Here is a 23,718-nt window from a genome sequence, read left to right as displayed (position 1 = left end):
AACCAGCTCCGATCACTGTAGTCAAAGTTCGCCACACTCGGCGACGGTGATGAGAATCCCGTTGGGGTCGCTGTACAGTGAGGCCATCTGACGCATGGGTGAGACCCGTGTGTTCACGTCCAAACCGGGCTGGCAGGGAGGTTCTCGGGTGCCGCGTCCTCCAGTGGTGTCGGGTCGCTCGCTCGACACAGACCCTGACTTCCGGAACGCGGTCGACAGCGTCGGAATGGAGCGCCTCGCCGTTGTTGTCATCGGTCTCGATCCCACCGGCCTGCTCGCCGCGGCCGAAGGCTGGGAGCTGACCGAGCGTCTGCGGCCGGCGATGGGCACTGCCATTCGAGAGTTGCTCAGCCCCAGGGCAGACGTGTTCCTGGGTCCGTACGACCACAAATTGCTTGTCGTCTTCGACGCTGTCGCGAACGCCCCGGACAAGGTCGTCACCGAACTCACCGAACGGATGAGCAGGCCCACCAAGGTCGACGACGACGAGTACTTCGTGCAGGCCCGTCTCGGCGTGGCGTCGGCAGCCGACGTCCCGACCGCGACCAGTCCCGGCCAGCTCGTACAGGCGGCCCTTGCTGCTGTTCACAGCGCCCTGGTGACCGATGTAGCGGTGAGTTACGCGGATTCGGAATCAATCGGGCGGCTGCATCGTGAGGTCGCCCGCACCACCGAGCTGTCCAAGTCTGTGGGTAGCGATTTCGAACTCTTCTACCAGCCGATCGTCGACATCAACTCACTCAAGGCGGTGGGCTACGAATCGCTTCTCCGGTGGCGGGTCGGTGGCGAGATCAGGCCGCCTGCCGACTTCTTGGACGCGGCCGAGGAGACGTCGCTGATCGTGCCCATCGGACGCCTCGGGGTGATTGCCGCGCTGCATCAGCTGGCGAAATGGCATGCCGAGTCGGGTGACCTCAATCTCTTCATGTCGGTGAACTTCTCGGTCCGGCAATTGAGTGACCCCGGCCTTGCGAAGCTCATCCAGGCAGGTCTCGATGCCACCGGCGTTCCACCGTCCACCCTGTGGATCGAGGTCACCGAACGCGACCTGATCCGGATCGGATCCCCGGCAACCCAGACGCTCATCGAGCTGGACGAATTGGGTTGCATCGTGTGTGTCGATGACCTCGGAACCGGTTATGCCGCATTGCGTTACATGGTGGAGCAGCCGGTGAAGGTGGTCAAGGTCGACAGATCGCTGATCAACAAGGTCGGTACTGACAACACCATCAGAACCATCGTCCGGGCAGTGTGCTCGTTGTCTGACTCACTCGGGATCACCACTGTCGCCGAAGGAGTGGAGCACGACTCCGAGCTGCAGGGATTACGCGAGCTGGGGTTCACCACGGTTCAGGGGTACCTCTTCGGCAAACCCGCACCTGCCGAGAGCTTCGACAACGCTCACCGCTGAACGGCGGCCCGATCGCGGCCGGGTTCGGCGAGGGCCGACAGACATCGATCGATCACCGCGGCACGGACCGCCCAATGCAACCCCGGATGATCACCGGTCCGTGTGACGGTGACCTGTGGCCGGCGGTCGGGTTTCAACTTGCTGACCGCCTTCGGCCCCCGATTCACGGTGAATCTCTCGTGGTCCCACGGCGAGAACAACACATCAGGACGCAGACCTCTGCCTGCCAGCTCTCTGAGCAACAGTTGCGGCGCTTGCACAACGCCGGCCGCCCCGAGTAAACCGACCAGCGGGTACGGCATGTGCTTGCGAAGGGACGGGCCCAGCGTGCCGCGCAGCCGCGCCTGCGCCCTGGTCGACCAGGGCGCACCGGCCCCGGGGCTGTCCACGGGTTGCGAGGCGGCTCCACTGGCGATCGCCATGGCGGTGTCGAACGTTCGCGCGCGCAGACGCCACATCAGCGGGTTCACCATCACCACGTGGGACTCCTCCGGCCAGCAACCGCCGTGAGCGGCAAGCCAGGAACCAGAACACAAGCCCGCGTGGACAATTCGGGCCGGGCGTTCGGCTGCGAAGTCGAACACCGCACGTGCCTGCTCGACGGACTCCGGGGTGTAGAGCGGTGCAAAATCGTCATCGGCGTCGACGTTTCCGGATTCACCGACCCCCGGACGGTCGAAGCGAATGGTCCGACCGTTGCGGCCCGCCACCAGATCACCGGCCTCCACCCACAGGCGCGCCGGACCGGTGCGGATGTCGTTTGCTGTGGAGTACGCCATCAGCAGGTTGTCGACTCCACGGGGACTGTCGGCGGGTGCGGTCTCCCACACCACCGTGCCGCCGGGCAATACTGTGATGCTCTTGTCGATGTCGGGACCACCGGCACCGGCCCCGACGGTGATCCGCATCTTTTCCCGAATAGTCACCGGTGCAACGGTTTTCGGCAGGACAGCATCGACCCACCGGGCGATGACCTCGACCGCATGGGTGGGCAACTCGAAGTAGACGGTCTCGGACGCGATGAAACGGGTCGGGTCACCGATCGGGGCAACCCGGGCCCCACGCTGACCGAGTGCCTTGACCACAGGCAGTTCGAGATCGGTGTCCCTGATCGCACACAGCACAGGCAGCCGTTGGTCCTCGGCGAGGACGTCGGCGGTCACCCGCATCCGGGACAGCTGCGCGGCGGTGGTCGAATGCAGCGAGGTGCCCACCAGGTGCACGCGTTCGTCAGCCGGGTCCACCGGCCCCACCGACATGTTGTGCAGTGCCGATTGACCACGAACGTGGTGCCGTCCGTTCACAACCGGATCCCACAGCACCAGTGCGGAGAGTGGTCCCAGGCGGTCGACCTGCTGGCACGCCAGAAGCGCTCCGACTCGAAGGCCTACCAGCGCAACGGTTTCCGCACCGGCATCGCGCACGAATTGCACTGCCGACGCGATGCTGGCCAGCCATCCGTCGGCGGCGCCCGGCGAGTCCTGCGCCCCCGCGGACTCACCGGTGCAGAGGTAGTCGAACCGCAGCACAAGAAATCCCTGGGCGGCCAGCCTTTCGGCGAGCAACTTCATTCCCCGCGTGCTGTCGGCCTGCTCTTTCCCCAGCGGCGGGCACATCACCACACCACCGCGGACCTGACCGTCGCGAGGAGTGCACACCACACCGAACAAAGGGGTGTCCGCGGGCCCGAAGTACGTCAATTGGGTTGTGACGTCTGGCCGCGCGTGCATCACGCCTCGAATCGGGTGCGCAAGTCCGTCGGCCAGCGGGTGACGTCCAGGCCATGGGTGCGCAGCATCGCCAGGGCGATCCGTTCCATGCCGAAACCGACGCACGCGCTGTGGGCAGGCGCGCCATCGGACGTCTTGATGTCGAAGCTGTGACCGAAGTGCTCGCGATGGCAATTGCACGACACCAGAGCGGTTCCGTCGTCCAGGTCGGCGTAAAGGCGTACCACCAGTTCGGTTTTGAGGCTCTCCTGCAGCTGGTTGGCCGCCAGCATCTTGCCGACGCGGCCGAAGAACGGGTCGTTGGCGGCCACTGCCGTTGCTTCAAGGCCCAGATCGGACAGCACCTGCAGACCTCTGGGTACCCATGAATCACGGTGCTGCTGCGCTGCTTCAGGCGTCCCGACGACAACGAACTCGTGCATCCGGAACGCCTGCATCCGCGCGGGGTCGATGGCGGGTTCATGCCGGAAGCAGTACCCGTATACGTCCAACGTGACGCCGCCGTCCGGTAGCACGCCACTCAGGCTCGAGTAGCAAGGATGACAGGCAGCAGAGACCAGCATGGTGCCCGCCGGGGAGAGGTGGTGGTCCCAGCTCGCGCCGGCATCCCGATCGCCGAGAAGCTTCCGATGGTCCTTGTTGTCTCCCACAAACGTGGAGATCGAACCCGTCAAGTTGGGGAATGAAGCGATGTAGTCGGTTTTCTCGAAAGACTCTCGCGGAAACACCGGAGGAAAGCGCAGACGGCGAATATCGGAGCCGTGCGCCTCGAGGCCGGCGGACCGGACATACCGGTCGATTCCATCAACGATGTCTTCGAATACAGCGCCTCTGCCGAACAGACCGTCTATGCCGGATGGCACGAGCAGATCAGCGGCGATCAATTCATCTCGAAAGGTGCGACGTGAAACTTCGAGTTCGGTCTCCGCGTGGTCGGTGGTTGTCATGGTTTCCCCCGGTATGCAAGAACAAGTCGCGCATTGTTTGCGCGAATACGGTCATTGGAGACCATCAGTTGTGGCCCGTAGGCATCGCGCAGCAGACGCCCCATCGAGGCCGCGTGATCTTCACGGTAAGCATTGATCCCCACCAGGCCGAGTGCGCCGGCGACCACCTCGACCACTGCTTTGGATGCGTTCAATTTGAGATTGTTCATCGCGATCGCGAATCCCACTGTGGTCTCGAGCTCTCCCGACGCCAGGAAGGTCTCGTAACGTCGGATCTCCTCGGACACCGAGGACGCGAACCGTTGATGGATCACCAGCAGATCTGCGAATGCTGCGGTGCGGTCGGTGGGCGCCCCTGAGTTGCGTTTGGCGTCGGCGCGGATTTGCACCCGCGCCTTGTTCACCGCGGCGTCGGCGATCCCCAGCCACACCGAGGCCCAGAGGGTGTGAGAGGCAGGCAACATCGTGTGCGCGGAAATGGTGGCGTAGTCGACCGGTAGGACGTTGCGGGCGTCGGTGTCGGCTTTGAGCTCGAACCCGGGACTGCACGTACCCCGGAAACCCAGGACGTCCCACGTCCCGGTCTTCTCCAGCGCGGTGTCGGCGGCGGGACAGATCACCAGGACCTGGTCGCTGGGCGGACTGTCGGGGCCGCGCCGGGCAGTGGCACAGATGTGATCGGCGTACTCGCCGTAGGAGATCACCGGGGCGTTCTTGGACAGCGTCACGCGGTCGCCCTCGACAACCACTGCGCAGGTCGATGACCGGACGTCGCCGCCGGTGGTGATCTCCGTTGTCGCCGAGGCGAGCAGCGACTCGTTCTGCGCGATCGATCGGGTGAGCTCGGCGATGTCGCCTTGCGCACCGTGCCAGCGGAGCGTCAGGGCTTGCGTGTGGTGCATCGCGAAGACCATGGCCGCCGAACTACACGCGGCTCCCAGGGCACGGGCGTACGACGCCAGTTCGGTCATGCCTGCCGACCTACCTCCCAACTCGGTGGGCAGCGAACACGACAGGAGTCCGGCATCTTTCATGGCGGTGACGGCCTCGACCGGGAATCGCGCGTCGCGGTCGACGATGTGCGCGTTGGCAGCAGCCGCTTTCACCGCGCCCGTGACATCGATCGGTGAGGCGCCGTCGCGCGTGGAGTCGACAGTCATGGAGGACCTCTGTACGGGTAGGGCGCGTGGTGCGCGATGACGCCCAGCCGAACTGTATGACGGGCAATGGCTCCTGGTCGTACTGTAATCTACATCGCTATATGCGGAAAACGTGGACGGCAGAATGGATTCCACTGTCATACGTTTGAAGGCTCTTCTCGCACGGGCGACTTGCTACTGAAAGGATCGTGTCGGTGAAAGATCAGATTCGCGACATCCTCGCGGCACACGGGAGACTCGCCGTGGACGCGCAGTCGGTTGAGGACGACGCAGACCTTTACGAGCTGGGCCTGACCTCGCACGCGAGTGTGAACGTGATGCTGGCGCTCGAGGACGAGTTCGATGTCGAGTTCCCCGACGAAGATCTGAAGAAGGCCACATTCGCGACGGTCAGCAACCTCGAAGCGGTGGTGAGCAAGCTTCTCGCCGGTGTCGCGTGAGCTTGCCGGCGGCGCTGACGATCAGCAACACCACTCAGCCCCACTTCTCTCACAGCGGAGACCGGATCTGGCCTGAGACGAACTGCTATGTCGACCTGTGGATCGAATTGCTCCATGCGCTCGGCCACGATCCGGTACCGGCCTTCGCCTGCGCGCTCTCAGCCGACCACGACGGTCAGCAATGGAGCTTCCTCAAGGTCGCCCCAGAAGACATCCGGCGACTCTACGGCCTCGAAGTCACCGAAGAGAACGTGTGGCTGCCACTGCTGGAGACCATCGAAAGCGGTCCTGGCCGCGGCATTCTCCATACGGTCGAAGTCGACAGTTGGTGGCTCCCCGACACCGCCGGCACCGATTACCACCGGAATCATGTGAAGACCACGATCATTCCGACATCTGTTGATCGATCCACGCAGACCATGAGCTATATCCACAATTCCGGGATTCATTCCCTCTCCGGAGCTGATTTCACAGGAATATTCGGTCTCGCCGGGACCGAAGAGGGTTCACTACTGCCCTACGTGGAGCAGATTCGATCTTTTCCTGAACGAGCCCACGAGGATTCGCTCGTGCCCATCGTTCGCGAGCATCTGGCGCGCCGGGCACCGGGTAATCCGGTGGAGCGCCTCGGCCACGGTGTCCGGGAGGCCGTCGCGTGGCTTCCTGGTGCCGGGATGGAGACCTTTCACCTGTGGGCCTTCGCCACATTGCGTCAATGCGGCGCCACCGCCGAGTTGGCAGCAGACCTCAGTCGCCACCTCGCGGCCGGTCCGGCACCAGGGGCTGCTGAAGCGGTCGGGCCATTTCTCGACGTGGCCGCCGGAGCGAAGGCGGTTCAGTTCAAGATGGCTCGGGCCGCGCGCGGACGCCAGGTGGACGTCGGCGAGGGTCTCGACAACATGGCTCGATCATGGGCCACGGCCATGCAGACCGTCGCGGACGCCGTAGCGCGATGAGTCCGATCACCGGGTGGAAGCTCTTGGGCACCACACCCGGTGCGGCCATGACTTCCGAAGAAGTGCAGGACCTTTGGCCCGACGCCGTCGACGTGGAGGATGCCACCGTTGTAGGGGCCGTGGACCAGGCACTGTCGCGATGGGGCGACAACGTCGATGCATCCGACTGGTGGTTCACGACCACGATCGAGACGGCGCAAGACTCGTGGATCGACTTCGCGGGTGTGACCGCGCCGGCAACGGTTTATCTCGATGACCGCCCGGTGGCCGAGGTCGAATCGATGTTCCTACCGGTATCGGTGGCCGTTCCCGCCGGCGACAACCGGCTGGTGGTGCACTTCCCCGCCCTGGACGCCGTGCTGCGCAAGCGTCGACCACGCGGTCGGTGGCGATCAAGTCTGGTTGCAGCGCAGGGCTTTCGGTGGTTGCGGACAACGTTGATCGGTCGCGCCCCGGTGTACTCCGGGGTATCCCCTGCAGTGGGATTCTGGCGCCCGGTGGCCCTACGGGATCTCGGCCGTGCCCGCGACGTGGTGGTGCAGGCCGATCCGCGCTCCGGTCGGGTGACTGTGAATGGTGTCGCACCGAGCCCAGGCGACGTCTCGATGTCCGTGCGCCACAAGGGCACCGAGCTCACGGTCGGCGCGGCCACCGCCGACTCCGATGGGCAGTTCACGGTCTCGGCAACAGTGCCCGAACCGGCGCTGTGGTGGCCCCGCGGTTACGGGGATCAGAGCCTTTATACCGCCATCGTGACCATGGCCGGACAACCTCTGTGCGAGAACGACTTCGGATTCAGAACCGTCGAGATGACCAGCGCCCATGAACACTCCGGCAGCCAAGGCTTTTCCATCGCTGTCAACGGCATCGACATCTTCTGCCGGGGTGCGGTGTGGATGCCACCCGACCCACTTCGACTGACCAGTCCGTCCGCGACCACACAGAAGCACCTCCAGCTGCTCGCGGACGCCGGTACCACCATGCTCCGCGTACCCGGTGGCACGGTATTCCCCGACGCGGAGTTCTGGTCGTACTGCGCCGATCTCGGAATCTTGGTGTGGCAGGACACGATGCAGGCGACCTTCGACCCACCCGAGGACGTCCAGGACTTGCTGTGCGCCGAGATGCGTGAGCTTCTGCGGACGGTGTCGGGCAACCCTGCGTTGGCTGTGGTCAGCGGCGGAAACGAACTCATCCAGCAGCCGGAGATGCTGGGTTTGGCGGCCGAGCAACGCGACGTCTCGGCTCTGTCGAGAGCGTTGTCGCTCGTGGTCGCGGCAGAGTCCGACGCGGTGTTTGTCGTCGCCAGCCCATCGTCGCCCCCCGGCAGCACCGACCTCGCGATCCGTCCGGATTCCGGTGTGACGCACTGGTTCGGCGTCGGTGGATACCTGCGCCCTCTGGCCGACGTCAAGACAGCGGGTGTCCGATTCGCAGCCGAGAGCTTGGCGTTTGCCATCCCGCCGTCTGCGGACGCAGTGGACCGCCACTTTTCCGGCGCGGCGGTCGCCGGCCACGATCCACGCTGGAAATCGGGGGTTCCGCGGGACCGAGGAGCGTCATGGGACTTCGAGGACGTGCGCGACCACTATGTGGCCGAGGTCTTCGACGTCGATCCATTGATGGTGCGCAGGACTGATCCCGAACGCTATTTGCAGCTGGGGCGGCTGGCCGTGGCCGAGGCGATGCTCGAGTGTTATGCGTTCTGGCGCCGGCACGACTCCGGATGTGACGGCGCGCTGGTGCTGTCGTCCAAAGATCTGTGTGCGGGCGCGGGATGGGGACTCATCGACATCGATGGGCAACCGAAGGCGCCTCTCCAAGCGCTCGCGCGACTGTGGTCGCCTGTGGCGGTCCGCCTCGCATCCGCGGGTCTTTCCGGAGTTCGTATCGACGTCTACAACGACCAACCGGATCCCCTCGAGGGGACCATCGAACTGATCGCCACCAACTCGTCCGGCCACCCGGTGACCGAGGCCCGCAGGCCGGTGTCCGTCGATGCGCATTCGTCGACGACGCTGCGCGACTCCGATCTGTCTGGCAGGTTCACCGACTTGGCCCACGCCTACGGGTTCGGCGAACCGGTGGCAGACGCGGTGCAGGCGACCTTAATTGTGAAAGACGTTGTCGTGGCGCGCGATGTCCACGTCATCCGTTCGACGGCACACCAGGGGATCATCGAACTGGATGCGAAAGCCGTCCTGGCGGATGGTCGGTGGTGGCTGGAACTGTTGTCGCGCACCACTCTGCGGTACGTGGAGGTCGACGTGCCGGGATGGCGGCCTGCGGACAACTACTTCCACCTGGCTGCGGGCCTTCCATACCGGGTACTGCTCACCGCTTCCCGAGACCACCCCGGCAGGCCTCCCAAGGGTTCGGTCACCTCGATCGACACTCCGACCGTCACTCGTTTTGCCGCCGACGTTCGCTGAATGCGCCGCACATGCACATGGATCTCCCGCCGGGCACCCGCATCGGATGCGATCTCGTGGCCCTCGACGAGGTGCGGAACTCACTGTCCCACTTCGGCGGAAGGTTTCTCGATCGGGTGTTCACCGCAGCCGAGGTAGCGTACTGCGCCGGCCGTGTCGATCGGCTCGCCGCGAGATTCGCCGCCAAGGAAGCCGTGATCAAAGCCCTTGCCGACACCGACATCCCGACACCGATGCAGGAGATCGAGGTGGTGATGATCGACGAGACGCCTCGGGTCGAATTGCACGGGTCGATGGCCGATCGTGCCGCGCAGGCCAGGTGGACAACAGCACAGTTGTCGTTGTCGCACACCGACTGTCACGCGATGGCTGTGGTTGTGGTCAGTCTCGCCGGTTCGTGAAGACCGGTTCGAGCAGATCGGCCAGCTTCTCGACGGTGGTGCGGAGCTCGAAGTCGTGTTCGACGAGTGCCCTTCCCGCGGCGGCGAACCCGGCGACGTCTACCCCACCGGACACCACCGACTCGAGCGCGTCGCGAAGGTCCTGCGCGTCACCGGGCCGGGCAAGACGTCCGGTCACCCCGTCGACGATGATCTCCGGAATCCCCGACAGCGAGGTCGACACACACGGCAGGCCCGAGGCCAGTGCCTCCATCAACGCGACCGGGAGACCTTCCATCTGCCCGTCTGCGGCCACGACGCTGGGCAGCACGAACAGTTCGGCGGCCGCCAGCTTCTCGGCCACAACGGTTTCCGTCTGAGCGCCCAGGAATCGGACGCGGTCGGCCAGACCGAGCTCGACGCTGAGCTGTTCGAGCTCGGCTCGTAGTGGCCCGTCTCCGATGAGGTCCAGCTGGATGCGATCGACGCCAGGGCCGCCCGTGGCCAGGGCACGCAGGAGCACCTCGTGACCCTTGTACTCCTGTAACGAAGCCACACACACGGCACGTATCGGGCCCTGTGCGGGAATCACCCGCGGCTCGAATCGGTAGCCGGAAGTGTTGATGCCGCAATGCACCACGTGTACATCTGTCCCGGTGTGCAGCCCGGTCAGGATCGCCCGGTTGAAGTCCGAGATGGTGACCACCAGCCCAGCATCGGACACCTTGCGGGAGAGCATCACCTGGTCGACGTACAGATCGTGGGCGTGTGCGGTGAAGCTGTACGAGATGCCGGTGAGACGGTGGCACACCCATGCCGCCAACGCCGGATACGTCGCGTAATGCGCGTGAATGTGCGCTCGGCGGGATCTCGGGGCGAGGTCCCTCGCGTGTGCACATCCGATCGCGGTGGTCACCAGGGCCCGGGCGCCGAGCCGCGGTGCCCGCAGGTGCTCACCGATCACGGTCGCGAGGACACCGAGGAAGGCCAGCGGGTGCCGCCCCAGGGCCCAGAACACTCCACGCGTGATCGCCGCAGCTCCGGGCCGCACCAGCACCGCCGCCCATCGCTCGGCCACCGAATGCACTGCGGTGTCCGGCGACGGGAACAACGACCGCACCGAGACATCAAATCGACCAAGACCGGCCAGACCATCGAGCTCGCGGACGATGAACGTCTCCGATGTCCGCGGGAACCGCGACACCATGTAGACGATTTCGGGCTTGCTCACTTTCTACGTTCTGCCGCTTCGGAATACAGTTCGTGCAACCGCTGCGCCCAGGACGTGGCCGAGAACTCGCTACGGGCGCGCAGGACCGCGGCATCACCGAGCTGTTGACGCCGACCGGGATTGGCGATGAGTTCGCCCAGGGTGTCGGCCAGGGCCTGAGGATCGTTGGGCTCGAACAGAAGTCCGGTGGATCCGTCCGCGACGATGTCGGGGATCCCACCGATCCTCGAGGCGGCCAGTGCGCGGCCCGAAGCCATGGCCTCGATCAGCACCGTCGGCAGGTTCTCGCCATGCGTCGAGGGCAGCAGCACGATGTCCGCGGCCCGGTAGACATTCGGCATGTCCGACCGCACCCCGGCGAAGACAACCGAGTCTTGTAGACCGAGCTGCGAGACCTGGTCACGGAGATCTTTTTCCAGCTCTCCCCCGCCGACCAGCGACAGCACTGCCGTCGGGAAGCGCTCGAGAACCTTCGGCCACGCCTCGACGGCAACGGGGATTCCCTTGAAGTCCCGGAACGCGGCAGGCAGCACCACCAGCGGCCCCTCGGCGCCTCCGAGTTCCTGCCTGACAGTCGGGTCAGGTTGTCCGGGAGTGAAGTTGGCGATGTTGATCCCGTTGTGCATCACATCCCAGTTCCCCGGGAGTCCCTGGGGACGGTACTGCTGCTGAAACGATTCCCGCGACGCCTCGGAGACGAACAGTGCGCGGTACGACCTGTCCGCGGCTGCCACCGCCAGTCGCTCCCGGGCACCCTGTCGACCCGACAGTGGGCGTGCCACATGGTGAAACGTGCAGATCGCCGGTCGTCGGGCGATGGCCGCGGCGGGCACCGCAAGCGTGATCGCCATCTCGAGGTGGGCATGGACCACGTCGAAGTCCGACTGTTTGATCTCGCGCACGAGCTTGGGCAGCGCGCCGGGATCGAGCAGACGCTTGATGCCCAGGGCCCGGGTCTTGATTCCCGCTTCGGTCAGGATCTCGGTGGTCTTGTCGGCATCGGCGGTCGACGACAGGACGCTGACGAACTCCATCTCCACCGGACTGTCGCGGAAAGCGACGGCCAGTGGCGCGAGCAACGTCTCGGCCCCTCCCATCCGGAATGCATCGATGAGCAACAGCACACGCAGTGGACGGGTCACCTCAGGACCTGCAGGCGTTTCCAGGGTATCGACTCCATCCCGTCATAATCCCATCGCAAGCCGGCATTGGTGTACACCTGCCCGATGGAACCGGCGGGCGCCTGGGTATCCAACTCGAAAGCGACGCTGAGCGACGTGCCGCCGACATCCATCGCGTATGCCCCGTACTGCTGCATGGCCTTTGCCACCGCACGCACGCCCGGGGCGAGGTTCAGCGTGCTCAGATTGAGCGTGGGGTCGAGCCGTAGCCTCGCACCCTCGGGGATGCAGTCCGAACGCGTTGACGGACCGTCGGTCTTGATTGCCGGGCTACGGAAGATCCCGGCACAGATGTTGTCGGTCTGGACCGCGAGTGCGTGCGGGATCACCCCGTTGCGGATTTCGGCCAGCCGGATCACCCCGGCAAGGCGCGATGCGCCCGAACCCGTGCTCGCTCCGCCCCATCCGGAGCCGTCCAGGCGGTTGATCGCGCCCCACTGGGTTGTCCACTGACTCCCGGACTGGTTTGCGCGCCAGAACTCGTAGATCCGGTTGGCGCCCTGGTCCACGACCACCATCGCGCCGTCACTGCCGGTGTGCGGTTTGGCGCCATTGGGGATCGGCACCTGGTACCCACTGAAAGGGCATGTGCCCCAACCCTGCTGGGTACACTGCACCGTATATTTCGGCGTCTGCGCATCGGCCGCGTAGATGGGGATCCCGAACTCCCTCATCGAGGCGTACATCCGCCCGTTCCGGGACGCGTAGGCGCTCATGGCCGAACTGTTCGGATCGAGTGCCGCGTTCGATGAGATCGCGGTGTTCCACGGACTGCTGGTGGCGAACGGTTTGCTCAGCGACGCGCCGTTCGACGGATTCTCAGACCTGAAGACCAGCACGGCCGTGGACGCGACGATCATCGCGACAAGCGAGCAGATGAGCGCAACTCGCCACGTCATGTGGATGTTGAGGTGCCTTGCGATGGGGTGACGGCTCATTTACCTCTCCCTGTTCGGACCATTGCTTCATCCAGCGATTCGATGACGGTGCCGGCGGCCACATCCCATGCCTGCGACAACCGCTGCAGGCCGGCGTCGCCGAGTTCACGTGAGCGGACCGGGTCGGTCAGCAACTCGATCATTGCCCCGGCAAGGGCCACCGCGTCACCGGGCGGCACCAGCAACCCGGTCACCCCGTCGCGGACCACCTCGGGCAGATCTCCGACGGTGGTCGCGATCACTGGGCGCCCGAAGGTGTAAGCGAGGTGGGCGACACCGCTCTGGCTGGCCCGGATGTACGGCGTGATGACAACGCGGGCGGACTCGACGATGGCCGGGACCTCTTCTACCGCAATGTATCCGGCGTGTGTGCTGATGTTCCCGATCTCATCGGCCCGCCGCAGCAGGCTGTCGAGGTCGATGTCGGCGCCGACCGCCCCGGCGAGAACCAGCCGGGCGTCGGGTAGATCGGCTCGGACGATGGCAAAAGCGTCGAGGAGGACGTCGATGCCTTTGTAGGCGGTCCACGTACCGAAGAAGAGCGCCACCTGACCGGACTCCGAAACAGGCGCGAGGACATGCGATGTGCGTAGGGCACGTTCATCGCCGTGCGGGATGACGATCACCGGGCCGGCGGGATCGAAGTGTTCGAGCACCAGGTCCCGGGTGCGCGGCCCCAGTACAAACGCGACGTCCATCTGCCGCCACGCGGCCGAAAAGGCGTTGTCAACCAGGATTCCCGACTTCGGCGTGCTCGTGTCCTTCGCGTCCGACCTCGGCAACGGCTCATGCGCCATGATCCCGAAGACGGCATTTCTCACGATCTTGGTGATCATCACCACGAACATCGGCTCGAAGGAGAAGCGCCAGTGCGACCACAGGACGGCGCCGGGACGGATACGGACGAGTGCGACTGCCAGTACCAACCACGCCAGCACGAGTTGCCCGGCACGCAGCACACGGCGGGCCGCCGAGAACCACGCCGGCCGCACGGTGTCGTCTGCGGGATGCCACGTCGGCAGCAGCGGGCGGATGGTCAAACCGCGTGACGGTGTCAGCTCGGGTCTGGGCCCGGTGATGAGCACAACCGGCCGTCCCGCCTCCGACATCGCATCACCCAATTGCACTGCGAATTGGAACAATCCACCTGATGGGGAGAACTCCACCAGCACAATCGGGCGCGTTGTCATCGCTGCGTCCCGACCAGATCCTGCTCGCCCGGCCGCACGTCCCCGGCGGGCCGCCGACGGACTCGGCGCAGCACCGCCGCTGTTGCGCCGGCCGCACCTGTGCCCAGAACCAACGCCAGCAGTACCGAGGTCACCGAATGTTCCGTGTGCGACGTCTCGTACGGATTCCCGACGTTGACGATGGAGTATTCGTCATCGGCACCCACCGCACGAACCCGCTCGCGTGCCTCTTCCACAGCGGACCTCAGCCGGGTCTCGGCTGTCGCGGCGTCCGCGTCGGTGAGGCTGATGGTGATCACTCCTCGAACTGGGTCAGCGGCCACGGTGGCCGGCGAGTCGGCAGACCTCATGATCGCCGAGTAGGTCGGGAGAACTGGGGTGCGAGAACGTATGTCGAGCGCGTATCCGAAGTAAGTATCACCCGAATCGCCTCGAGGTAACAGCATCAGCTGCTGATTGGCCGTCGTGTCGTGAGAAGCCGTCGACCACAACACCGTTCCGGCGACCACGACTCCGAGGCCCAGTGAACCGCAGACGACCACCGCAGTTCGTCGACCGCGGACAAGAGACCGCGCCTTCACCGGACCTCCCGTCGACGCCAAGAACGCCGCCAGCGCGATGACGAGAGCGAAGGACCGGAAGTAGGCCAGGTGGAGGAAGATGCTCGCAGCAGACCAGGCGATCACTGCCGCCAGCGCAGCGGCGAGCAGTGTGCGACGGTTGCCGGAGGTGACCGAGCCCATCCGCAGGATCACCACGGCGACCACTCCACCCACCATGATCAACCAACCGAGCAGGCCGACGATGCCGGTCTCGGCGGCGAGCTGTGCGTACAGGTTGTGCGGGGCGTCGGTGGGATGCACCACCGCTGTTTCCACTGTCCCCGCGTATTCGGGCACCCGGGTGTAGTAGGTGCCGGGTCCGAAGCCGTACATCGGGCGATCATCGAACATCGCCCACGCGATCTCCTGAGCAGCCTTGCGTCCCAGGATCGACGGGTCGATCCCGTAGTCGACGTCGGCGGCGAACACGTCATTGACCAACGCCGACAACCTGTTGCCCACACCGGGGATCACCAGCACGAGCGCGAGGAACGGTACCGCGACCAGGCTCCAACGCCGGACGGCCGGGCCGCTCGCCACGATCCAGACCAGCACGCCGACGGCCGCGGCGAGGAAGGTGCCTCGCGACTGCGTCAGGTACACACCGATCAGGAGGGCGACTGCCGAACCACCCCACAGTGCCGTCGCAATGCGATCGTTGCGGCGGATCGACCGGGTCAGCAACGCGCACGCAAGGGGCATGCCCATCACGAGGTTTCGACCCCAGAAGTTCGAGTCGGGAAGTGGCCCGCCGTACCGCAACGTGGTGGTGAGTTCACCGGAGGCCTCGGTGACGGTGGAGAAGCCGCCGAAGGACATGGTTCCGCTGAACACCACCTGATTGACCAAGGCGAGCAACGACAACACGGCGAGCGGTAGAACGATGGCCGCGACCATCACCCAGGGTCGTTCGCTCAGCTGCGCCAGCATCAGGACGATCAACAGGAACACGCAGTCGAGGAGGATGCGCCGGAAGGTCCACATCGACTCCTGGTTGTCGACGCTGCCCAGGATCGCAATGGCCTGCGTCCCAAGGTAGATGCACACCAGGCCGGCGAAATAGGCAGTCCAGCGGTTGATCTTCGCTCGGCCCTCGGGCGAGCGCAACGCGATACCGATGGTCAGTGCGCCGAGTGCAAGCGACGCAGGGAACACCGGCAACTGAACATGCAGTGCCACGATGCCCGCGAGGTTGAGAACCTCGGACACCACGAGGATCAGCAGTGTCACGAGCGGCCGTCGCATCGCATACACGGCGACGGCAACCGCGAACGGCGCCGCGGCGACCAGCAGTGGTCGAGGTCCGAGCAGCGCGATGGATCCCGCGATGGCCAGGCCGGTTCCGATCAGGAAGATGATGGGGTCGTTCTTGTCCATCACCGGCCGGAGAGTGGTCATCCAGCCTGTCCCGGCGTGGGTCGATAGGCCGCGTACTCATTGCCCGGTTCGTCGCGGCGGCCCACTGGCGACGCCTCGGGACTCTGGTCAGAACGTCCATCGATGTTGCCGCCGGATCCGGGCCGGCCGGAACCATGCCGAGCACGCGGGTCGCGCCTGGTCCGCGCGATCAGCAGTCCTACCCCGAGGCCCAGCACGAGTCCGGCGATCGATGCCGCCGGGATCAGTTGCGCCTTCGAGATACCGGTCGACGTCGCAGTACCGCCGGGTGCAGAGATCTCTTTCAGGACAAAGGGACCGGAAATGCTCGCCGCGTCCGCGGAAGCCACCTGGAGAACCTTCTCCAGCCCCTTCTCGGCGGCCTCACCGGATTTCGCGGTCATGGTGGCCTCGATCAAGGTGGTGTCGGCGACCGCACCCGCGGTGAGGGTCAGTTCGGACGCCGGCACACCGGCGGACTGCGCAGCCTCTTCGAGCCATCGGCGATCTGCCAACACGATCGCGGCGGTACGGGTGACCTGCCCACGGCTGAGGATTTCCCAGTAGTACGACGACTCGGCGGGCGGGACTCCCGGCGCCGGCATCATCACAACGGTCGCCTTCGCTTCGTACGAGGGTGTCGCGGCTGCCGAATACACCAGCGCTGCAGCGAGTCCGAGTATCAATCCGACCACGGCGCACAGGGCCGCGATTCCACGGCCGGGCGCTCGCAGGAATGCAATCATCTTCATCCTTAATTCCTCGACACGACGCGGTGCCGACCTTGAGAGCCGGACACACCACGGTGCGGCTCATTTGCATTAGACACGACCAGCGCGCGCGCTGTGGCGGGTCCGGTACGGCGATGCCGGCCCGGGGCCACGTTGTTTTCGCTACGCCGCGGTCGTGTACCCGCCGGGGCACGGTGTCGGCCCGGCGTTGTCATGGTGGGATTCTTGCCCATCGTCTTCATCACGATGCCGTACCCCGACGCGAACAGCAGCGGCGCCGTGAATCGCAACGCCACCACATAGATCAGCAGACCGGCCAAGGCGAGCAGCACCAACACCAGCGGCGCCGGAAGTGTGCGGATCATCCGGTGCAGACCGAGAAGGGCCGCACCCATCACCACCGCAGCGGCCACCGGCCGGATGATCGAAGGCACAAGCTGGTTCCAGGACAGGGACAGCACCCGGCGGACCACGATCATCCGAACGACGAAGTGGCCCAACTCGACACTGAGCAAGGCCACCGCGACCAATACCGCGCTGTGGCCGGCAGCCCACCAAATCGGGACGATCAGCGCCGCGAACTTGCCGGCATTGATGGAGGTGAGAATGCCCGGTCGGCCGATCGCCTTGTAGACATCACCCGAATGGAACGACGCCGAGTACACCACCGCGTAGATCGCCAGCACCGACAACATCGGATCTGCGGCCTCGTATTGCGAGCCGTACATGGTCGCGATGAGGGCGTCCGAACTGACCGCGAGGCCGATTCCGATCGGCGCCGTCAAAGCCACGACCACACCGAGGGTTTGGACATAGTGGCTGCCCAGCGACTTGAGGTCGTGTTGCAGCCGCGACAACGAACTGAACAGGACATCGCTGATGACGCCACACAGACTGAGCACCACCAGTTCGGGTATCCGGTACGCCAGCGTGTAGAGGCCCAGTTCGGCGTCACCCTGGCGGCTGCCGATGGCGAGGTAGTCGACGTTGTAGATGCCGAAGGCGAGGAGGGTCACCGCGGTGACCGGTAGCCCGAACTTCAACAGCGACTTGGCCTCGGGTCCGTCGAAGCCGAATCGCAGGGTCGAACCGGCCACCTTCCAATACAGCAACATGGTCACCGTGACGCCGGCCAGCTGTCCCCAGATGAGGCTCCACACGCCGTATCCCGCGACCGCGAGCCCGATGGTCAAGATCGTCTTGAGCAGCGCTCCGATGAACTCGGGGAAGATGCGACCGCGAAAATCTATGTTGCGGCGCAGATATGCGGTCGGCACCACGCTCAACGCCGAGATCGTGAGTCCGATGGCCAGCACCTGGATGAGGGGTTCGAGGTCCGGATGGCCGACCAGTTCGGAGGTCAGCCCCGCGGTACCGGCCAGAACGGCGCCGATCAGCACACCGAAGACAACCGACAGTGTCAGGCCGGTCGGGGCGATCTGGTCCCACCTGCGACGGCTCTGCACCAGAGAAGCGCCGACCCCGAGATCTTTGACGAAGTCGAACAGATTCACCACAAGGAGAGCAAAGGCGAAGAGGCCGAACTCGGCGGGATCGAGCAGACGCGCGAGCACGATTGTCATCACGAGCGTGGAACTCTTGCTCAGCGCGAAAACGAGGTAATTCCAGGCGGCTTGACGACCGGTGGCCGGTACGGACGTGTCCACACGCTCGAGGACGTCGGTCTGGGCATCCCACATCGCCGTCGGGAGGGGCGGGAAAACAGGCAGGGTTATCGCGTTGGCGTTCTCGTGATCGAGTTGATCAACCGGGCGAGGTGAGCCATGCATGATGCGGCTGTCTCAATCCTCTCCCCACCACCGATTCCTACAATCGCGGGAGTCGCACCTGCCTGTCCCGGAATGCCGGGCTGCCTCGATGGTAGTCGCTGCCGGCGGGAATCGGCGGGAGCACCGTGCACGATTCAGGCAATTCCAGCCACCTCAAAACCGGCCGCTGAGCGGGATTTTCGCCCGGCCGGGCAACGTCCACACCGTGACGCGTTGTCCGCACCAGACCGCTACGCTCCATACAGGCCAGGCTCGGACACTTCATCGGCGACTCTCCCAACGCCGCCCGATGGTCGGAGTATTCGGTCGTTCCCTTGCGACGGAGGTCATATGCCGAAATCGGTTGCACTTGTCAGCGCGGTGCATCCCTATCCGGTCGATGCAGGTAAGAAGGTGGTTCTGGCCGGAATCATCGACTATTACCGCGATCGTCTCGGCGCGGAGAACGTCCACTACGTCCTGATCGGTGACGGCGTCGGACCCCAGGATTTCCCGGTGCGGCTGCATCCACTTTCCAAACCAGCAACTGCCGCGGCACTGGGAAATGTTCTGACCCGCGTTCCCACCGGTCGCTCGAGCCTGCAGGAAGCACTGCTCCGATCAGCCTCGGTCGCAGCCGAAATCGACCACACATTGCAGAACCTAGATGCCGATGTAGAGATTTTTGACACAGTCCGCCTGGCCCAATATGCAGGCAGCGAGCGCACGCGACGACAGATCTGCTACCTCGACGACCTTTTCTCCGAGCGGTACCGGGCGATGCTCGACGCCGCGAGACGGTATCCGGATGTCCGGATAAGTCCGCTCGGTAACTTCGCCGCCCACGTACCGCGCGCGTTGCGTCCACTTGCCGACGAGAGGCACACCCAGCACGGTTTGATGCGTGCCGAACGCAGACTGGTGCGAAAGAGCGAGGACCGAGCGGCACGTTTGTTCCCGCGCAGCCTCCTGGTCAACCAGCGCGAGGCCGAACACCTCATCCGGCGAGCCGGTGTCGACGAGATGAAGGTGCAATCCATTCCGCCGTTGATCGCCGAGCCGGGAACACACCGTCGCGAATACGGTGGCGCACCGGAGTTCATCTTTCTCGGGCTGCTCTCGCTCCCACACAACGACGACGGGCTGCGTTCTTTTCTGACGTCGGTATGGCCGTTGGTGCTCGCACGGGTCCCCGGGGCGAGGCTGCGAGTACTGGGTCGAGAGCCATCCAGGGAACTGCGTGAAGCGGCGGAACGATTCTCGCAAAGCGTCTCGCTCGAAGGCTTTGTCCCCGATCTCGGCGAACTCTTCGGACGGGCTGCCGCCACCATCAATCCGCTGAGGTTCGGTTCGGGTATCAAGCTGAAGGTGATCGAGGCGCTCGGGCGGGGGGTACCTGTTGTGTCGACCGAACTTGGGGCCGAGGGAATTACGAGTGGAGCTTCCCACGGTGTCCTCCTCGCCGACGAGCCCGCGGAATTCGCCGACGTGATGGTGGACCTCACCTCCACCCGATACAACAACGAGGTGTCCCAGGCCGCCCGAGCCCATTTTGAATCGACCTATTCGCGTGACGCCGTATTCCGGCGCTATGACGCGGCATTCGATCTGAGCTGAATCAGCAACCGTGCTGGTCGGCGTATAGCATCCTGGAAGAGGGACGCGGTCCAGCCGCTATCGATCGTCAAACGTGCAGTGCAACGAGACCAAGTGAGGCCATGTCGCCGCAGAAGACGCCGCGTCCGCAGATCCAGAGGGGTGAATTGACAGCCGAGTTGCCACGACGCCGCTATCGTTTCAAACCTCGGCAGCGGATCGACGTCAGTCTGGTCATGCTCGACGTGGTCGCGATCGTGATCACGGATCTTCTGTTGGTGCGCCCCATCTCTTCCACACTGATCGATGCCGCCATCTTTGTGGTGGTTCTCGAATTGGCAGGCAAATATCGCCCCCGCTTCAACCTCTCCTCGCTGAGTGAGGCGCCCGGGCTCGTGGCCGCCTGCATCATCGCGGCTTTCAGTTCGGCGGTCGTGTTCGAGCGCGACACCCATGTCGGCGAATTGTTCGTCCACGCCGTTGCAATGGTCGGCGTACTTCTCGTCGTCCGGCTGTTCTACTTTGCGGTTCAGCGCAGACGACGGCGGCGCAACGCCAATGCGCGCAGTCGCACCGTCATCATCGGCGGGGGCATCGTCGCGTCCAAGATCTTGGAAAGTGTGGTCGACTACCCCGAGCTCGGTGTCGAACCGATCGCGATCATCGGCAGTGACCCGATGGCGGGACCGACAACCTTTGGGGTTCCCGTTGTCTCGGACATCCCTATTCGTACATTTGTCGAGCAGCACCAGATCGAGACGGTCATCGTCGCATTCCGCAACGCCCCCGATTCCTCGCTGGTGTCCCCGCTCCGTGAATGCGACGGCTTGGATTGCGAGATCTTCATCGTTCCGCGACTGTTCGAGTTCGTGCATCTCAGTACGGATATGGACCGCATCCACACGATTCCGCTGACCTGCGTTCGCCGCAACATGGCGCGCACGTGGTACTGGCCTCTCAAGCGGGTCTTCGATGTGGCGGTGTCCGCATCGGCCCTGTTGCTGCTGAGCCCGTTGCTCGCTGTCACCGCGCTGGCCGTGAAGGCCTCCGACCGGCGCGCCCCGATCATCTTTCGCCAGCACCGGATCGGCCGCAACGGCGCTCAGTTCACGTTGTACAAGTTCCGGTCGATGCGGCCGGCGCCGCCGGCCGACTCGGACACCAGCTGGAACGCTCAGCGTTCGTCGCGGGTGGGCACTGTCGGAAAGATCATCCGCAAGACCTCGATCGACGAGCTCCCCCAGCTGTGGAACGTCGTCAAGGGAGACATGTCCCTGGTCGGTCCACGACCCGAGCGGCCACACTTCGTGCAGCAATTCGAGGACTCGGTGCCGTCATACCGCGACCGCCATCGCATGAAGGCGGGGTTGACCGGCTGGGCCGCCATCCACGGTCTGCGTGGCGACACAAGCATCGACGACAGGGCGATGTACGACAACTTCTATATCGAGAACTGGTCGGTGTGGCTGGACATCCGGATACTCATCCTGACTGTCGGGGCGGTGATCCGTGGAACCGGATCGTGAACGGGGGCAATGGGCATGACCACTTTTCAGAGCATCGATCTCGAGGGAGTTGTCCTCGCGGACGCGCCAATCGATCCCGATTGGATCATCGACGGTGCGCCCGTCGCGCAATCGAGCGAATGGGTGACATCCTCTGACGGCCTCACCACCATGGCGGTATGGAGTTGCACCGCAGGCACGTTTCGGTGGACGTTCGGATGCGATGAACTGGTGCACATCATCGAGGGCGAGGTGATCGTGACCGGCGCGGACGGCAACCGGGTCCGACTCGGCCCCAACAGCGCCGCCCTGTTCCCCGCCGGCTCTCAGACCACCTGGGAAGTACCGGTTTTCGTCCGCAAGCACGCAATACTGCGAGCACCCGTGCCGGCGCCGGTCCGAACGGTCTGGCGGGCACTCTCGGCGACGAAGCGCCTCATAACCGGTAAAGGTATCCGCGAGCGCCCCGCGGGGAACGAATTACTGTCGCGCTGAGCCGATCAGCTCAGGCCTTCGAAAGCTGCTGCAAGCGCTGAGAAGAGTCGCGCCCGTAGACAACGCTGTGGCCACCACCCGCCGACTTCGCTTCGTACATCGCGGTGTCCGCTGCGCGGATCACTTCTTCGGCACTGCGCATGTCACTCGGGGTGACCTCCACGATGCCGACGCTCGCGCGGATACGAAGAAGGCGACCCTGGATGATCACAGGTTCCACAAGCGAATCGTGAACACGCTTGGACAGCACGGCAATTCTGTCCGCTCCGGAGATACCTGACAGGACGGCAACGAACTCGTCCCCGCCGAATCGTCCGACTATGCCGTATTCGTTCAGGATGCCACGCAGGCGGTTTGCTGCAGTCACCAGTGCAACGTCGCCGCCGCCGTGACCCAGCGAATCGTTCACCTGTTTGAGGCTGTCGAGATCGATGAACATCACGACTGTCGACTCGGCCGGTTCGCACCGCTGGGAGTTCGCGACCACTTCGTTCAGTCGGCGCATCACGCATGCACGGTTCGGCAGCTCGGTCATCATGTCGTGATCGGCCGCGTACTGAAGCATCGCCCGGCCCACGTGCTGTGCGGTGACATCGGTGAACGACGCCGCGATCGCAGAGTTGGCCGGGTCCGCCGGGTTCACCAGGCCGACGTTGCAGGTGACCCACACGCGTTGACCGTCGGTGCGGTCGAAGCCTACGACCATGCCGGAAACTGCACGTCCGGTGCGCGCAACAATTTTGTCCGGGTGATCTTCTGGCGCGAGCTCGCGGCCATCGGCGTCGACGAGAGGGAAATGATCGTTTGCGTTTCCAGGGCTTCCGTCGCTGCGGATGTCGAGTTCGAATATGCGCCTCGCGCTCGCATTCGCGGCCTGCAATTCTCCCTGTGCGGAAATGACAAGCACTCCGGTGCCCAGAGAGTCCACAACCGATGTGAAATCAACGGTGAGTGAGTCACCGTCATTTCTCTTGGCCTCGAACATCCCGCCTCCACGCTGTAGTGAGCGCCTGTTATGCAACAGAAACGAGCATGCGGTTCATTCTGCGGTGACGCAAGGCGACGACCTGGGACATTATGGATAGCAAAGATGATCTTAACGTTCAGATTGGAGCGGGACGTGCCCACTTCAGAGCCAATTCATACCGGGCAGTAACTTGCCTCACTGGTTTGCTGCCCCGGTCGGGGAATACCTCACCCGCACCGCCGACCCGCTGTGAGCAAACTCACACAGGGAGTGTTGGATAATCCGCGATAGCAAAGGCGCACGTCCCACATACCGGGACGACCAGCACTCCTCGAACACGGTCAGATTTCTTTGACACCTGCCCAAAGTCGGTGCCACAGCATTGGTCTCGTAAAACCTGCGAGAACCGGGAACCGGCGAAATTATCGGGCGCGAGTAAGACGACCGTCATGGCGCCGAGTGTCCCGGCAGCACGCTCAAACGACCGGCCGTCAGGACGCCCAGGGGTGCGAGTAGGTGCTGTGAGGTCGAGAACCATGGACGTCCGGCCTCTGTTCACGGAGTCGGACGGCGCCGCCGAATATGAACGCAAGCACCACTGCGACGATCAGCCACACCAGCACGGCGAGGGTTATCCAGAATGCGATCATTCAGCCAGTGTGAAGACAAAGGCTGAGAAA

20 protein-coding genes are annotated in these 23,718 nt (G+C 64.4%); 8 read left to right on the top strand and 12 right to left on the bottom strand.

Annotated elements, in window-relative coordinates; translation table 11 throughout:
* Nucleotides 1-148: 148 nt before the first annotated feature.
* A complete protein-coding gene (locus tag ACVWY6_RS02265; RefSeq protein ID WP_457535953.1) occupies nucleotides 149-1,411 on the top strand; it encodes an EAL domain-containing protein in 1,263 nt (420 codons plus the stop codon).
* On the opposite strand, the gene ACVWY6_RS02260 is transcribed toward ACVWY6_RS02265, so the two are convergent.
* Genes ACVWY6_RS02260 through ACVWY6_RS02250 form a run of 3 tightly spaced genes read right to left on the bottom strand, consistent with a single transcriptional unit; the run spans nucleotide 1,402 to nucleotide 5,248 of the window.
* Nucleotides 1,402-3,141 (bottom strand): hypothetical protein, encoded by a 1,740-nt coding sequence (locus ACVWY6_RS02260; RefSeq protein WP_457535952.1) that lies wholly within the window; start codon nucleotides 3,139-3,141, stop codon nucleotides 1,402-1,404. The two genes, ACVWY6_RS02265 and ACVWY6_RS02260, sit on opposite strands and share 10 nt — an antisense overlap.
* Complete coding sequence (locus tag ACVWY6_RS02255; RefSeq protein WP_457535950.1) at nucleotides 3,141-4,088, bottom strand: amino acid--[acyl-carrier-protein] ligase; 948 nt, start codon at nucleotides 4,086-4,088, stop codon at nucleotides 3,141-3,143. Before ACVWY6_RS02255 ends, ACVWY6_RS02260 begins: the two co-directional genes overlap by 1 nt.
* Entirely contained in the window at nucleotides 4,085-5,248 is a 1,164-nt protein-coding gene (locus ACVWY6_RS02250) for an acyl-CoA dehydrogenase family protein (protein ID WP_457535948.1), read from the bottom strand. Before ACVWY6_RS02250 ends, ACVWY6_RS02255 begins: the two co-directional genes overlap by 4 nt.
* Before the next feature lie 194 nt (nucleotides 5,249-5,442).
* On the opposite strand from ACVWY6_RS02250, the gene ACVWY6_RS02245 reads away from it, so the two are divergent.
* Genes ACVWY6_RS02245 through ACVWY6_RS02230 form a run of 4 tightly spaced genes read left to right on the top strand, consistent with a single transcriptional unit; the run spans nucleotide 5,443 to nucleotide 9,477 of the window.
* A complete protein-coding gene (locus tag ACVWY6_RS02245; protein WP_030165326.1) occupies nucleotides 5,443-5,688 on the top strand; it encodes an acyl carrier protein in 246 nt (81 codons plus the stop codon).
* Nucleotides 5,685-6,644 (top strand): DUF1839 family protein, encoded by a 960-nt coding sequence (locus tag ACVWY6_RS02240; protein WP_457535946.1) that lies wholly within the window; start codon nucleotides 5,685-5,687, stop codon nucleotides 6,642-6,644. Before ACVWY6_RS02245 ends, ACVWY6_RS02240 begins: the two co-directional genes overlap by 4 nt.
* Entirely contained in the window at nucleotides 6,641-9,076 is a 2,436-nt protein-coding gene (locus ACVWY6_RS02235) for a glycosyl hydrolase 2 galactose-binding domain-containing protein (protein ID WP_457535945.1), read from the top strand. Before ACVWY6_RS02240 ends, ACVWY6_RS02235 begins: the two co-directional genes overlap by 4 nt.
* 11 nt (nucleotides 9,077-9,087) lie before the next feature.
* Nucleotides 9,088-9,477, top strand: coding sequence for a holo-ACP synthase (locus ACVWY6_RS02230; RefSeq protein WP_457535944.1), 390 nt, complete (start codon nucleotides 9,088-9,090; stop codon nucleotides 9,475-9,477).
* Here the strand turns inward: ACVWY6_RS02230 and ACVWY6_RS02225 are convergent.
* Genes ACVWY6_RS02225 through ACVWY6_RS02195 form a run of 7 tightly spaced genes read right to left on the bottom strand, consistent with a single transcriptional unit; the run spans nucleotide 9,458 to nucleotide 18,496 of the window.
* Nucleotides 9,458-10,687 (bottom strand): glycosyltransferase, encoded by a 1,230-nt coding sequence (locus ACVWY6_RS02225; RefSeq protein ID WP_457535943.1) that lies wholly within the window; start codon nucleotides 10,685-10,687, stop codon nucleotides 9,458-9,460. The two genes, ACVWY6_RS02230 and ACVWY6_RS02225, sit on opposite strands and share 20 nt — an antisense overlap.
* Nucleotides 10,684-11,829: a glycosyltransferase family 4 protein gene (locus ACVWY6_RS02220; protein WP_457535941.1), complete on the bottom strand. Its 1,146-nt coding sequence runs from the start codon at nucleotides 11,827-11,829 to the stop codon at nucleotides 10,684-10,686. Before ACVWY6_RS02220 ends, ACVWY6_RS02225 begins: the two co-directional genes overlap by 4 nt.
* Complete coding sequence (locus ACVWY6_RS02215) at nucleotides 11,826-12,806, bottom strand: hypothetical protein (RefSeq protein WP_400728971.1); 981 nt, start codon at nucleotides 12,804-12,806, stop codon at nucleotides 11,826-11,828. Before ACVWY6_RS02215 ends, ACVWY6_RS02220 begins: the two co-directional genes overlap by 4 nt.
* Nucleotides 12,803-13,996 carry a glycosyltransferase family 4 protein gene (locus ACVWY6_RS02210; RefSeq protein WP_457535939.1) on the bottom strand — a complete coding sequence of 398 codons (1,194 nt, stop codon included), beginning with the start codon at nucleotides 13,994-13,996 and terminating at the stop codon, nucleotides 12,803-12,805. The genes ACVWY6_RS02215 and ACVWY6_RS02210 overlap by 4 nt, the downstream gene beginning before the upstream one ends.
* Complete coding sequence (locus ACVWY6_RS02205; RefSeq protein WP_457535938.1) at nucleotides 13,993-15,996, bottom strand: O-antigen ligase family protein; 2,004 nt, start codon at nucleotides 15,994-15,996, stop codon at nucleotides 13,993-13,995. Before ACVWY6_RS02205 ends, ACVWY6_RS02210 begins: the two co-directional genes overlap by 4 nt.
* A complete protein-coding gene (locus ACVWY6_RS02200; RefSeq protein ID WP_457535936.1) occupies nucleotides 15,993-16,727 on the bottom strand; it encodes a hypothetical protein in 735 nt (244 codons plus the stop codon). Before ACVWY6_RS02200 ends, ACVWY6_RS02205 begins: the two co-directional genes overlap by 4 nt.
* A 2-nt stretch (nucleotides 16,728-16,729) precedes the next feature.
* The gene (locus tag ACVWY6_RS02195; RefSeq protein ID WP_400728983.1) at nucleotides 16,730-18,496 is read right to left on the bottom strand and encodes a lipopolysaccharide biosynthesis protein; all 1,767 of its coding nucleotides are present in this window, start codon (nucleotides 18,494-18,496) and stop codon (nucleotides 16,730-16,732) included.
* 330 nt (nucleotides 18,497-18,826) lie between these two features.
* Between ACVWY6_RS02195 and ACVWY6_RS02190 the strand changes: the two genes are divergently transcribed.
* The 3 genes from ACVWY6_RS02190 (at nucleotide 18,827) to ACVWY6_RS02180 (ending at nucleotide 22,071) form a co-directional block, all read left to right on the top strand.
* On the top strand, nucleotides 18,827-20,092 hold the full coding sequence (locus ACVWY6_RS02190; RefSeq protein ID WP_457535934.1) for a glycosyltransferase: 1,266 nt from the start codon (nucleotides 18,827-18,829) through the stop codon (nucleotides 20,090-20,092).
* A gap of 101 nt (nucleotides 20,093-20,193) precedes the next feature.
* Complete coding sequence (locus tag ACVWY6_RS02185; protein WP_457535933.1) at nucleotides 20,194-21,597, top strand: sugar transferase; 1,404 nt, start codon at nucleotides 20,194-20,196, stop codon at nucleotides 21,595-21,597.
* A 15-nt stretch (nucleotides 21,598-21,612) separates the two neighbouring features.
* A complete protein-coding gene (locus tag ACVWY6_RS02180; RefSeq protein WP_457535931.1) occupies nucleotides 21,613-22,071 on the top strand; it encodes a cupin domain-containing protein in 459 nt (152 codons plus the stop codon).
* Nucleotides 22,072-22,081: 10 nt separating this feature from the next.
* Here the strand turns inward: ACVWY6_RS02180 and ACVWY6_RS02175 are convergent, their stop codons facing one another.
* Nucleotides 22,082-23,056, bottom strand: coding sequence for a diguanylate cyclase domain-containing protein (locus ACVWY6_RS02175; protein ID WP_457535929.1), 975 nt, complete (start codon nucleotides 23,054-23,056; stop codon nucleotides 22,082-22,084).
* A 473-nt stretch (nucleotides 23,057-23,529) separates the two neighbouring features.
* Nucleotides 23,530-23,688 carry a hypothetical protein gene (locus tag ACVWY6_RS02170; RefSeq protein WP_400728998.1) on the bottom strand — a complete coding sequence of 53 codons (159 nt, stop codon included), beginning with the start codon at nucleotides 23,686-23,688 and terminating at the stop codon, nucleotides 23,530-23,532.
* Nucleotides 23,689-23,718 lie beyond the last annotated feature (30 nt).

The sequence above is a fragment of the Williamsia sp. R60 genome (assembly GCF_054063855.1).
This window is presented reverse-complemented; position numbering and strand designations above follow the sequence as displayed.

What these genes read in the sequence shown, in the direction of transcription:
- ACVWY6_RS02170 (WP_400728998.1), bottom strand. Translation starts at nt 23,688, where the DNA reads ATGATCGCATTCTGGATAACCCTCGCCGTGCTGGTGTGGCTGATCGTC.
- ACVWY6_RS02215 (WP_400728971.1), bottom strand. Translation starts at nt 12,806, where the DNA reads ATGAGCCGTCACCCCATCGCAAGGCACCTCAACATCCACATGACGTGG.
- ACVWY6_RS02175 (WP_457535929.1), bottom strand. Translation starts at nt 23,056, where the DNA reads ATGTTCGAGGCCAAGAGAAATGACGGTGACTCACTCACCGTTGATTTC.
- ACVWY6_RS02250 (WP_457535948.1), bottom strand. Translation starts at nt 5,248, where the DNA reads ATGACTGTCGACTCCACGCGCGACGGCGCCTCACCGATCGATGTCACG.
- ACVWY6_RS02205 (WP_457535938.1), bottom strand. Translation starts at nt 15,996, where the DNA reads ATGACCACTCTCCGGCCGGTGATGGACAAGAACGACCCCATCATCTTC.
- ACVWY6_RS02190 (WP_457535934.1), top strand. Translation starts at nt 18,827, where the DNA reads ATGCCGAAATCGGTTGCACTTGTCAGCGCGGTGCATCCCTATCCGGTC.
- ACVWY6_RS02195 (WP_400728983.1), bottom strand. Translation starts at nt 18,496, where the DNA reads ATGCATGGCTCACCTCGCCCGGTTGATCAACTCGATCACGAGAACGCC.
- ACVWY6_RS02185 (WP_457535933.1), top strand. Translation starts at nt 20,194, where the DNA reads ATGTCGCCGCAGAAGACGCCGCGTCCGCAGATCCAGAGGGGTGAATTG.
- ACVWY6_RS02260 (WP_457535952.1), bottom strand. Translation starts at nt 3,141, where the DNA reads ATGCACGCGCGGCCAGACGTCACAACCCAATTGACGTACTTCGGGCCC.
- ACVWY6_RS02235 (WP_457535945.1), top strand. Translation starts at nt 6,641, where the DNA reads ATGAGTCCGATCACCGGGTGGAAGCTCTTGGGCACCACACCCGGTGCG.
- ACVWY6_RS02210 (WP_457535939.1), bottom strand. Translation starts at nt 13,996, where the DNA reads ATGACAACGCGCCCGATTGTGCTGGTGGAGTTCTCCCCATCAGGTGGA.
- ACVWY6_RS02200 (WP_457535936.1), bottom strand. Translation starts at nt 16,727, where the DNA reads ATGAAGATGATTGCATTCCTGCGAGCGCCCGGCCGTGGAATCGCGGCC.
- ACVWY6_RS02255 (WP_457535950.1), bottom strand. Translation starts at nt 4,088, where the DNA reads ATGACAACCACCGACCACGCGGAGACCGAACTCGAAGTTTCACGTCGC.
- ACVWY6_RS02180 (WP_457535931.1), top strand. Translation starts at nt 21,613, where the DNA reads ATGACCACTTTTCAGAGCATCGATCTCGAGGGAGTTGTCCTCGCGGAC.
- ACVWY6_RS02230 (WP_457535944.1), top strand. Translation starts at nt 9,088, where the DNA reads ATGCACATGGATCTCCCGCCGGGCACCCGCATCGGATGCGATCTCGTG.